Origin of the sequence: Paenibacillus lautus NBRC 15380 (assembly GCF_004000945.1) — a bacterium.
GTDB classification, from domain to species: Bacteria; Bacillota; Bacilli; order Paenibacillales; family Paenibacillaceae; genus Paenibacillus_AQ; species Paenibacillus_AQ lautus.
This window is the reverse complement of the sequence record NZ_BIMF01000007.1, coordinates 246,248-257,524: the sequence shown is the minus strand read 5'-3', so window position 1 is coordinate 257,524 and position 11,277 is coordinate 246,248. Positions and strand designations below refer to the sequence as shown.

10 protein-coding genes and 1 pseudogene are annotated in these 11,277 nt (G+C 42.9%); 1 reads left to right on the top strand and 10 read right to left on the bottom strand.

Annotated elements, in window-relative coordinates; translation table 11 throughout:
- Window positions 1-309: 309 nt before the first annotated feature.
- The gene (locus PLA01S_RS15560) at window positions 310-765 is read right to left on the bottom strand and encodes a hypothetical protein (RefSeq protein WP_127592976.1); all 456 of its coding nucleotides are present in this window, start codon (window positions 763-765) and stop codon (window positions 310-312) included.
- Window positions 766-1,502: 737 nt separating this feature from the next.
- Between PLA01S_RS15560 and PLA01S_RS15555 the strand changes: the two genes are divergently transcribed.
- Window positions 1,503-2,420 carry an AraC family transcriptional regulator gene (locus PLA01S_RS15555; RefSeq protein ID WP_127592975.1) on the top strand — a complete coding sequence of 306 codons (918 nt, stop codon included), beginning with the start codon at window positions 1,503-1,505 and terminating at the stop codon, window positions 2,418-2,420.
- 401 nt (window positions 2,421-2,821) lie between these two features.
- Here PLA01S_RS15555 and PLA01S_RS32830 read toward each other — a convergent pair whose 3' ends face one another.
- The 9 genes and pseudogenes from PLA01S_RS32830 to PLA01S_RS15500 form a co-directional block, all read right to left on the bottom strand.
- Window positions 2,822-3,313, bottom strand: a complete 492-nt coding sequence (locus PLA01S_RS32830) for an MFS transporter (RefSeq protein WP_272868147.1) — start codon at window positions 3,311-3,313, stop codon at window positions 2,822-2,824.
- Window positions 3,294-3,866 (bottom strand): MFS transporter, encoded by a 573-nt coding sequence (locus tag PLA01S_RS32825; RefSeq protein WP_272868146.1) that lies wholly within the window; start codon window positions 3,864-3,866, stop codon window positions 3,294-3,296. Before PLA01S_RS32825 ends, PLA01S_RS32830 begins: the two co-directional genes overlap by 20 nt.
- A 104-nt stretch (window positions 3,867-3,970) precedes the next feature.
- Window positions 3,971-4,822, bottom strand: a complete 852-nt coding sequence (locus tag PLA01S_RS15545) for an aldo/keto reductase (protein ID WP_127592974.1) — start codon at window positions 4,820-4,822, stop codon at window positions 3,971-3,973.
- 860 nt (window positions 4,823-5,682) lie between these two features.
- Entirely contained in the window at window positions 5,683-6,414 is a 732-nt protein-coding gene (locus PLA01S_RS15540; RefSeq protein WP_127592973.1) for a GNAT family N-acetyltransferase, read from the bottom strand.
- Between the two features lie 410 nt (window positions 6,415-6,824).
- Window positions 6,825-7,649: a sugar phosphate isomerase/epimerase family protein gene (locus tag PLA01S_RS15530; RefSeq protein WP_127592972.1), complete on the bottom strand. Its 825-nt coding sequence runs from the start codon at window positions 7,647-7,649 to the stop codon at window positions 6,825-6,827.
- Between the two features lie 280 nt (window positions 7,650-7,929).
- Entirely contained in the window at window positions 7,930-8,505 is a 576-nt protein-coding gene (locus PLA01S_RS15525) for a dihydrofolate reductase family protein (RefSeq protein WP_127592971.1), read from the bottom strand.
- A gap of 85 nt (window positions 8,506-8,590) precedes the next feature.
- A complete protein-coding gene (locus PLA01S_RS15520; protein WP_127592970.1) occupies window positions 8,591-8,794 on the bottom strand; it encodes a hypothetical protein in 204 nt (67 codons plus the stop codon).
- Window positions 8,795-9,418: 624 nt separating this feature from the next.
- Window positions 9,419-10,087, bottom strand: coding sequence for a Type 1 glutamine amidotransferase-like domain-containing protein (locus PLA01S_RS15505; RefSeq protein WP_127592969.1), 669 nt, complete (start codon window positions 10,085-10,087; stop codon window positions 9,419-9,421).
- Window positions 10,088-10,919: 832 nt separating this feature from the next.
- Window positions 10,920-11,231 (bottom strand): annotated as a pseudogene (locus tag PLA01S_RS15500) (zinc-binding dehydrogenase); the annotation flags it as partial.
- Between the last annotated feature and the right edge of the window lie 46 nt (window positions 11,232-11,277).

Sequence of the window (11,277 nt, the reverse complement as noted above, 5' to 3'; positions counted from 1 at the left end):
TGGGGTCACTTCATAGCGGGTGGTTTTTTTGTTTCGCGCGTTTCACGCGCTCAACTGGCTAAAGCCATAACAAAAAAGCCGCTAAATTAGCGACTTTTAATGGGACCATGTTCTTGTCCCCCGACATTTTTGTTCTCTAAAATCTATTTTTTGGATGCGCGTTTAACGGAAATCGGTTTCCGGGTATTGGTTTAGAAAGTCGATAAGTGGCTTCGATAGGAGTTCAACGCTCGTAACAGCTAAGTGAACACTGCAAATGTTCAGATTCTCATAGTATTTATGCTTGATAACGTTGAATTGAAATTGAAATCACCGGAACTCATCCTTATGTCCGCCAAACTGGAAACCGAACTGACCACTATAACCGCCTAAATGGCCACCGGCATCGAAGCCAAAACCATGTCCCGCACCAAGATGTGCACCGGTATAACCACCGATACCATATTTTCCACCAAGATATCCACCTGCATGAACTCCCATCCCATGACCACCACCGAGTTGGCCGCCAGCATGAACTCCTACTCCATAGTCACCACCAAGATGGCTGCCAGCATGAGCTCCTATTCCATGGCCACTCCCGAGATGACCACCGACAAAAATACCTGCTCCATAATCACCCCCAAGCTGACCGCCAGCATGAACACCAATGCCATGTCCGAAATGGTTGCCATTAGGAGAATAAACGCCATAATATGGTGCAGGATACGGATAATAAGATGGTTGAGGGGATCGACAATATGAGCATAAATAGGGGTTAATTATCATTAGTAAGCCTCCAATCTGATCGATGATTGTAGCTTATTCAGAACTGATAAAACATGATACTTGACCATTGCATTATAGGTTAAATGTGGAATACGGGGTTCATGAGTAATATTCCTGTAAAGGAAGTTTTATCTAACCACCCTATCGTAGTTATATCGAGAATGGTGCCCTTAGGAAGCCATAAAGTACCAGTGGGACTGGAGCGATTCTATCATTCGTTCAATACTAATCGGTAATCGGCTCGGCAATTGGTACATGTTCATGTCCTTGACTCGGGACAAGAACTTGTACCAATAATGTGTTCCTTTTAATGTTTTTAGAGTTTCCACACCGTATGCTTCCAGCATCGCTTTCGCCGAAGGCGTATAATTTCCCGTAGAATCCTTCAAACCGACGCGGTAACGAGGGAATAAACGTTGTATAATCCAATACCGGTCTCTTTTGTAAAGTTGGCATAGTCATTGATTTATGGTCCTCTATCACTTTACGTTCCTCATTATCTGGAGGATCTCTAACTGAGTCAATTGAGATTGATGAATTAATGCAAGTAGATCTTCCTATTTGTCGATAAAATTTGCGTATTCTGCGGGATAGCGATTTCCCATGTGACATTTTAAAAAATCGACTGGTATCACATTCTTACCAAAGGATTGCCTAATAATCTCACTCCCATTTCCACAACCGGAAAGTATGCATTAGAATAGAATTGGCAAAGACGAAAAAACAAGGAGGATTATATGACTGATTCAAACTATAAAAATCAGATGGAGCTCGCCACAATCATTGAAACATATTCAGGACAGGATGGTGCTCATGCTACTGCGATCCCGTCTTTATTTTTTCTCCGCCGCTCCCAAGTTACCGAATTAACTCACAGTATATATAAGCCACGCATATGTATTATTGTTCAAGGTGCGAAGGAGGTATTTTTAGCACATGAGCGCTTCAGGTTCGGTCCTAGTGATTACCTTGTTGTATCGGTGGATCTACCTGTTTCGGGGCAGGTGACGGAAGCTTCTCCCGAGGTTCCGTATTTGGCTCTGCATCTTGAATTCACACCAAGTCAGATCTTAGAAGTTATAAATGATTTTAAAATTCAAGTCGGAAAAAATGAAAATGCTAAGCGTGGTATGTTTGTGAGCCCAATCGAGTCATCGATGTTAGATGCGCTAATCAGGTTAGCTCGTTTGCTGGATAACCCAAACGATATACCGGCACTTGCTCCTCTATATACCAAGGAAATTCTCTATAGGGTTTTGCAAGGCCCGCATGGGGGTTCACTGGAACAAATCGCAATAGAAAGAAGTTCTACCCATCTTATCAAAGACATCATCGAGCAGATCATGAATAACTATGATCGCTCTCTTCGGATTGAGGAACTTGCGGAGATAGCAAATATGAGTGTTTCTTCGCTTCATCGCCACTTTAAAGAGGTAACCGCGATGAGCCCAATTCAATTCCAAAAACAACTGAGATTACAAAAAGCACGGCAATTGTTATTGTCTGAGTCAACAGATGCCGCTGATGTTGCATTCCGGGTTGGTTACGAAAGTCCATCGCAATTCAGCCGTGAATACTCTCGCATGTTTGGTTTTCCACCCAAAGAAGATATAAAGCGCTTGCGGGAGAACTACGAAGAAACGATAAACGCGTGAATCCCCTACCTAATCGGGCTGACAGCCTGTTGACATAGTAATATCGTTCCACGTAAAAACGGCAGCCATGAATATGGTTGCCGTTTTTAGGCGTCTATCTGATTTTACATTGTTATATTCTTCATCAGTTACAGGTCCATCCTTTTGGTGTCCCCGTAGCACTTCTACCGGTTTATTTACTCTTAATAATATCCAATGCCTTCCGTCCCAAGCGGAAGGAGCATTTCGAGCCAAACTGTCCCGATGAATTATTTAAACCCTTAAGTGGCTTACTCCTGTATTCTTCTGAGGTCTTATACTCCATAGGATAAGGAACGAGGCAATGATAATTACCAGACATACCCAATAAACTTCACGAAACCCTGCAAACTGAGCAATGATACCTCCTCCTAAATTCCCCACTAATCTACCATGGACCCGTTGTAATAGATGGTTGTGGACATTCCCGGGAAATTCGGAAGCAGTTCCGTGAAATAGCTTAGTCCATTGCCCATAACAATAGCAACAAACGCTGCCTGCAAAAGCTGTGCTATAATAATCTGCCAGGAATCGGTAGAAATACTTAAAATCATATTGTAAATTATTGCAATAAAACAGGCGCTGATCATCAATGAATGGTTCGATAACTTTCTGCCCAAGGCGCCTAGCGCAAACATAATGGGAATCTCCAAACCAGCACAAATACTAACAATCAATCCGACATCGGTATGTGTACCATGAATTTCGTTTACAATAAACAAAGGTGTGACGATCCCGTTAATCGCATTAACCGCAAATAGAAAAATGAAGGCAATCAATGGATACCAGATCCGCTTTCGCTTGACTGATGTTGAGCCAGCACTATCAGACTTCTTCTTTTGAACTGCCCTTTTTTTAGGCAGAAATAGTAGCACAAGAGATGCGATTATAAGAAAAATGGCGGAAGTCCCCAGAAAGAGTCCCAACAGCTCCTAATATGATTGTTCCGAATAAAGGCCCTATCAAAAATCCGAGAGATACAAGAGTGCGTAAGGTAGACATCGCAAATGTCTTATCATCAGAGTTGCTTTCATTTGCCGATTCCTGAGCATAAGCATATATTTGCGGCATGGCAGCAGCCCCTAAACCACTAAAAAAACTAACGATAATCAGCAAAATCAAGTAGTTATCAAACAATAAATAGGAAGTATAGCCCAATGCAGAAGAAACTGTTGCTAAAATAATAATAAATTTCCGGTCCTGCTTGCGATCCGAATATTTACCAATGAACGTGTTCGCCACCACGCCGCTCAATGAACTCACAGCTGTAAAAACGCCAAAGGCTCCCGCACTCATTCCCAATTCCTTTGTACAATAGAGAGCTAAGTATGGCAGCGTTATCGAGATTCCGGTCCCGACCAATAGAACACATATGACAAATAATCGATAGCCTTTGATTGCAAACAGTTGTTTAACTCTTGTGTACAAATTTAACCTCCCTTAAAGCAATTTGCTGACTTCTCTGACTGGTGAGACGTATGAGCACCTCATTGATCGCTACATCAGATGGTAATCTTCCGAAATAGGGATCATTAGATGTCAAGTTTACGGGTACCGATCCATTTCACCATTTCGGGATCGTTATGTGAAAAGAACAGACTCTGTTTCGTATCTAACGTAGTAATCAACTCCATATCCTCTTGGCTCAATTCAAAATCAAAGATATTGAGGTTTTCGATAATTCTTTCTTTACGAACAGACTTTGGAATCGCAACGACTTCTCTTTGTGTTAACCAACGCAAAACCACCTGAGCAACGGATTTATTAACCTTTTCAGCTATGGACACTAATACCTTATTTTGAAACAAGTTATTTTTTCCTTCGGCAAAAGGCCCCCAGGACTCGATCTGAACCTGGTTCTCTTTCATGAAATTTGCATTTTCGATTTGCTGATTGAAAGGGTGTGTTTCAACCTGGTTTACGGCAGGAACGATTTCATTATGAATCATCAAATCGATCAAACGATCCGGTTGGAAGTTACTAACCCCGATTGCGCGGACCTTACCTTCACGATACAATTCCTCCATAGCGCGCCAAGAGCCATACACATCGCCATATGGCTGGTGAATCAAATACAAATCCAGATAATCCAATTGCTGTCTTTTCAGTGATTTTTCAAATGCTCTTTTCGTGCTCTCATAACCCGTATCCTGAACCCAAAGTTTCGTAGTGATAAACAACTGAGTTCTTGCCACGCCACTTCGTTTGATCGCTCTGCCAACGGCTTCTTCATTGAGATACGAGGCAGCTGTATCAATCAGCCGATAGCCTGCCATAATAGCGTCATAAACGCTTTGTTCACATTCAATTTGATCTGTAATCTGAAAAACGCCAAAACCAAGTATAGGCATCTCAACACCATTATTCAATATAACTTTTTGCATATAACATCCTCCAATTTTTTGGTGATTATGGTTAAATTGAATTGTTCTTATCCCCTACATCTAACATCAATCTCACTCCATGTTTGCTCCTCTATTATGTATTACCTCATCTCAATACCGATAGCCTGATTATGTTGAATCATTGCCTAATAATATCATTACGGTTACGAATGCATTATATACTTTTGACCTCCGGAAAATCAGGGTAGGAATAGAAGTCCTTTATCACGACATTGGTACTCCGGAAACCGTCTTTTTCATGCCATCCGATTGGGAGTGATCTTACAGAATTGCTCATCTTGTTGGATTTGACAATGTTCAAATCTTCATTGTTACAGTACTCCAAGTGGACCGGATATACGCCAGGCGTATACTTAACTTCTCTTGGAGTTCGAAATGATTCTTAGAATACAAGAAAAAGGCTGTTCCTTGAAAACAGCCTCTTTCTTGTGCTTCGATGAGTGAATTTCGATAATATTGTTCTCTGACTACAGGTCTGCTTCAGACCTCTCTCTCCTCCAACTAAGGTTTTTTCAAGTATCTAAATATAAAAACACATTGTAGCAAATAAAGTTTGGTTTCTTATGGGGACATATTGTATTCTTTAAAGCTAGTAGTTTGCCACAGTGGTGGCTATTGATCTCGGTCATCACCACGAAATATGAGCAGAAGACGTTCTGTTAATGCTAGGCGTGTGATGTTGGAACCAGAATAACTGACGAGTTTTAATTAGATTTCTGTCTAATCGGCTATCGGAATATACTCTTGTCCTTTGCGGCAATCGGTACAAGTTCTTGTCCTTGACTCGGGACAAGAACTTGTACCGATAAAACAAAAAAAGCCGCTAAATTAGCGACTTTCTATGGGACCATGTTCTTGTCCCTCGACATAAACACCCACATTTTTGATACATCTCGGTAACCCATTTTTAGATATAAAGGGTGTCCCATTTGACTAGAAATAAGTACACTCTGGACGGCGCCTTCCTGCTTGGCGTCGATAAGCATTTTTTGGCAAAGAGTCTTTGCCATTCCTTTACCCCTATGTACTTTTGACGTAAAAACATTATTCAAAAATACGGTTTGATCTACTCGTGCATAACTTCCATGAGATACAGGATACCCGTTTTCCTCAGCAATGTAAAAATGCAGATTTGGATCATTTAATTTCTCAGGCTCGATAACAGTCTTATTGAAAAAATGATTAACGCTTTGAGCTTCTTTCTCAGTTTTGACACGCTTGATGATCTGGGTATCTGTTTCAAAAGACCCGCTTTCTAGCTTTAAAATCATAAGAAATTCTTTACTTTTAATGGTATATCCTTCCCTTTCATAATTATCCAGTTCTTCATCTGAAAACACAGTAATCCAATAGTCCTTTTTAATGTCAAGTTTATTTATGGTATCGAAAACGTGAGCTGGATTTGAATTATAAACGATAAACTCGTCTGTTCTGCCATCCACATTTGCACCAAAAGCAAGATGTTTTATAGAATCGTAATCATATATTTGGGATGCAGGTTGACGACTACAATAAAATTCACCTCGAACAAAATAATCAATGGCTTTTATTAACTCCGATTCTTCCCTCATTGAATAGTCCTCCAATTTTTCTTTGTATACAAATTTCTTATAGGCATCATTATAGAGGTCGCATCAAATGATTGAAATATAAAATACAATTTATAACCGTATGATGCATAAAACCGACTCATGAGCAGTCCTGCCCGTTAGCCTAACAAAGGTAGCCGATCACAATGACCGGCTGCCTTCTTGTCTTTAAGTAACTAAGCTCATTTTCGGGGGCATATTTCGTAGGAAGAACCATCACAGAATACTCATGTTCAACCGATCGATTTAGTACGCCATTGAGCAGCTGATCAAAGCTCTATCGAAAATATCCGCCTCCACGCCAGCAAATATGAAGAGGCTGCCGCATGCTTTGGAAGCAATGCGGCAGCCTTTTGCATTTTTTTCTTAAGTGCAGTCATGTCTAATGTCAGTCAGGTGGCTTTCACGGATTGGATTCGTTCGAAGTTCTCGCGGTATTGTTCTACCATCCAGTTGCATACCTGCCACAAATCCGTAACCGGCTGATTGGTAAAAGGCAGCGTATGAAGATAACCCGGCGGACCGTATTCCGGAGTAAATGTCAACTCTGTAGCACCAGCAAGCTGTCTCGCTTCGGCGATTCGCTGCCACCAGTCAAAATGCCGCGCGACTTCATTCGCGTACTCTGGTGCCCGCGGGTCCGGGACCTGCGGTCCTTGCGCATATCCGACACGCCCATGGATATGTACGCTGCGGGAGATCGCCAGATCCAATTCGCTCTCCAAATGTTCCAACGTGGATTCGGTAACGCAGCACCAGTGGCTAAAATCGGCCGTCAGCCCGAGCCCTGGGACGGCATTCAGCACTTTCCCCGTATCCCAAGGATTAAATAATGCTCTGCCCCGGTGGGTTTCATGGCCTACCTGGACTCCCATCTGCTGCTCAAGCTGCACGGCTCGCCGGAAATAATCGATCTGCTCTTCAAGAGTAAGATAGTCCTTCAAGGAATGGGCGGTTACATGGACTGGTTCAAATGACTTCGCCCGTTCCAATTGTGCTTCGAAAGAAGCAAAGTGGTCTGGCCCTTCGGTAAAAATCATCCCCACGTAATCAAGCCCATGGCTTGCGAGGAGTTCCTTAAACCGCTGTTCGTCTTCAGGTGCCGGCAGGGGCGCCTCAACGCCATCGTAGCCGACGGAAGCGATGCGCGCCATCTGCTCTTCCAATGTGCCCGTACCCTCCATGCCCCACAATGCCTTGATCAATTTTAGTTTCATCCTTTTCACCTCTCCGGTTTATTGGACCCCGCTTCCCCCATTATTTCCGATACTTCGCCGGTTGTCCATGGATCCAAAGGAATGATTCGTGGATGGATTTGATATCTTTATTTTTGCGGGCCGAATCCTTGAAGTCTTTTTATTATACATTAGTGCGCCTATTTACCACTGCTGTGGAAATGGATATCGAAAAAGGCAGCCGGCTTTTGGGGCGGCTGCCTTCAAATGTCTTCATTGAGCTATCGTGTCCCGTTAGCGTAATCTACTTTTGGAGACAAGGTCATCTAATCGTCTGGTAAACGAGGCCTATGGCTCCAGAATCAAATGTCTTGTTTTCGATAAGTTGAAGATTGCTCTTCTCCTTGAGACCTTGGAATAACGGCAACCCGCTGCCGATCAGGACGGGAGAAACCGTAATTTTATACTCATCTATTAAACCAAGCTGCATAAGGTAGTGTGCGAACCTAGGACTACCGAGGATGACCATGTCCTTGCCTGGTTGCTGTTTGAGGTTCTTGATCTCTTCCTCGACATCTTCTTTCACCAGTCTGGAATTGTTCCATTCGACTTTCTCCAGCGTCGTGGAAAAAACGATTTTGGCTGTCTTTTCGATCCACTCGGCATGATTCCGTCCATGCTGCGAAGCTGATGGGTTCGAAGGCACAGATGGCCAGTAGATGTGCATCATCTGATAAGTCCCACGTCCCAAAATAACAGTGTCGGCAGTACTCAGAATTTCTTTCGCGTGTTTCTCCAAATCAGCATCGTAGGAAACCCAGCCAATGTCCATTTCACCGTTCGGACCTTCTACAAAACCGTCAAGCGATGCGTGCAAAAATAGAACAAGCTTTCTCATTTTCAGTTCTCCTTTGTTCATAGGGATCTCTACATTAACTAGATTATAGGACATTTTAGCTTGGTTGTTTCTTATGGATTGCTAATCACAAATGGAGTATTTTACTTTTGGCAAGAACATATATCCTTAAAACAAAAAAAACGCCAATTTCTCGGATTTTTATATACTTATTCTCATATGTGGATTTGATGAAATAAGTTCGTGCAATATTTTCCCAGCGAAATGTAACTTGGTCATCACCAATCAATTTACGAAACTCTATTTGGAAGTCTTCTCCGACAATTCCCATAAAACATCCCCTCCTTACTTCAAGCTCTCCTCGGACTGCAAGCCGTTTCAACGCCCACCTGATCGTAGGTATGGTCATTCGTCTACGGTTACGAATAAGGCTCTACAGTTGTCTTCACCGCTGGCCAGATACTTCTTTAGTCACACTTTGCACTCTGTCGTAAAATAAACCTCTCTCGCTTTGAATTCTTGCCATTAACAATTGCGGAGCAGTTTTCCCAGTTAAGATCCTCGATATTTATCTTTTCTGCTTCTCCAACCCGGCAGCCCGTACTGGTAGCGCAAACCAAGGGAACGAATAAACCGAATCCGATGTCCTAGGCTACTTGGCTTCAACCGATTAGATTGCTTCGCTAAGTACTCCTTCAGCAGAGTCAAAGTTATCTCGTTATATCCAGGTCACCGAGTTCCTTCATCAGCATTTTGTGGTGGAGGGCGTATGCTTTCCATGTTTTTCGGACTAAATCCTTGGATACGTTTATCAGTCTCATACAGTCGCCACAACTCACTTAAAATCATAACAAAACCTCCTATTAGAACTATTAAATCTAGTTTGCTTCTAATAGAAGGTTTTAATCTTTCTGATTTGAACTAGTGTTTCCCGTTAGCTCCATAGCGGGGTATATCAGGGCGAAAAATGTTTCCAATTCCCTTCGGAGACAACTTCGACCGCTCCGTCGATCACTTTGATGGCGGTCTGATCATCAATCGCATACGCTGGCCCTTGCATCCCGGCGGCCCATCTCTCTGCATCAGCCATGGTGTTTCTCGGCAGCATCTCGTGGTCAAGATGCGGAAATATTGCAAAATCAACCAGATTCAGCGTTTCATCGCCACCGGTGGGTGGAGTCCAGCCAACGAAGAATTCCCCGATGTTAGGTGCCATCACCATACTCCCGGCGCTCAGTCCCACATAAACTGCCTGCAGAGACGGCAAGAGGTCTGCCAGTCCGGACTGCCGCATCCAGTGGAACAGGTAGAGCGCGTCGCCGCCCGCAACTAGCAGGACGTCCGTCTCTTGGACTAGCGGCACCCAGCGGTTTTTGTCGATGCTTGGCAGCGCTGTGAGCTCCAGCACGCCGACGGACTTCCAGCCCAGGTCGACCATGGGGTTCTCGGAATTCCCGCTGATGAACTGCCAGGCTTTGACGCCGGGGCCAACCCAGGGGTGTCCGTACATCGCGGTGGGGATGCAGAGGGCGTTGGAGTCTGCGATGGGCTTGCCCAGCATGTCAACTAGCGAGTCGTGTATGCTTTTGTTATTAATGCCTGCAGATGTGAGCAATAATTTCATAACTTCACTCCTTTGTGTGCGTCTGTCGTTTATTCTTTTAGACTTTAGGGGGGCCTACATAAACTACAATATAGTACATTTCAGTTCGGATTGTTTCTTACAGATTGCTAATCTAATTTGCCCGATAGCTCAATGAAAAAAAGCCGAGCATTCTCGCCGGCTGCCTTATTGAGTTGTTGTTTCCCGTTGAGAAATTTTCTTTCATTAAAAAGTCTCATCTATGTCGAACCCTTGACTGCTATAAACTTCCGGCTTTTTTTGAATCTCATATATTCATCCGGTGGCAGCAAATGCAAAAAGATTTACACCCAGATCAATTAATTAGTTTGATCGAGATGCTATTACTTTGGGAATATCGTCTGTTATAAAAAAACGGTTAGCCTTCTTTCTTTTCTGTTTATCGAGTGTTAGGATGTGCAGGAGCGAGAATCCACCGTATACTACAATGCCATTGACAAGCTGAATTCGAACTAAACTGCCCATTAGCTTAATAAAATGACGTTTGCTGCCGTCGATGAAATCATATCGGGAATGTTATTAAGTTCGTGTTGTTGTGTTTTGACAAGAACTTGATAACATAAATATAAAAAGCCGCATAATCAGCGGCTTCTAATGCTACTATGTTTTTGTCACCCGACACTTCATGATCGAATTCAATAACTATCTCGTCAAGAATAAGTCCTACTCGTAACCTCCTTTCAATGTTCAGAAGGCAAATCAAAAGCCCTTGCTCATACAGCAAAGGCTTTTGATAAATCGGATTTTAATCAGCAAGATGCCGTTCTTTTTTCAGCATGATCTTTCTCATATTGGTTCATGTATCTTCACTATTTTAAAAGTGCTGCAGAACGATTTTACCCACTGTCCGGCCTGTATCCAAAAGAACATGCGCTTTACACAGGTTCTCCACATTGATCGGCTCCAGCTTCTGTGCAATGGTCGTCCGTAAGAAACCTTGGTTGACGAGACGTGCAACTTCATTAAGGAGTTTATGCTACTCTATCATATCGGCTGTCTGATAGGTCTAGCGTGTGAACATGAATTCCCAAACAAAGGTTGCACTTTTATTCTTAAGAAGTGTCAAATCCAGTGATTCATCTGTCTCAACAATCGAACAGATTTTACCCTGCGGAGCAATAACTTCCGGCTCTAGTGCTACTCAGTTCTGTTACTAACCAATAACCTCCAAC

Coding starts and splice junctions, on each gene's coding strand:
- PLA01S_RS15560 (WP_127592976.1), bottom strand. CDS start 765: ATGATAATTAACCCCTATTTATGCTCATATTGTCGATCCCCTCAACCA.
- PLA01S_RS15555 (WP_127592975.1), top strand. CDS start 1,503: ATGACTGATTCAAACTATAAAAATCAGATGGAGCTCGCCACAATCATT.
- PLA01S_RS15545 (WP_127592974.1), bottom strand. CDS start 4,822: ATGCAAAAAGTTATATTGAATAATGGTGTTGAGATGCCTATACTTGGT.
- PLA01S_RS15540 (WP_127592973.1), bottom strand. CDS start 6,414: ATGAGGGAAGAATCGGAGTTAATAAAAGCCATTGATTATTTTGTTCGA.
- PLA01S_RS15530 (WP_127592972.1), bottom strand. CDS start 7,649: ATGAAACTAAAATTGATCAAGGCATTGTGGGGCATGGAGGGTACGGGC.
- PLA01S_RS15525 (WP_127592971.1), bottom strand. CDS start 8,505: ATGAGAAAGCTTGTTCTATTTTTGCACGCATCGCTTGACGGTTTTGTA.
- PLA01S_RS15520 (WP_127592970.1), bottom strand. CDS start 8,794: ATGGGAATTGTCGGAGAAGACTTCCAAATAGAGTTTCGTAAATTGATT.
- PLA01S_RS15505 (WP_127592969.1), bottom strand. CDS start 10,087: ATGAAATTATTGCTCACATCTGCAGGCATTAATAACAAAAGCATACAC.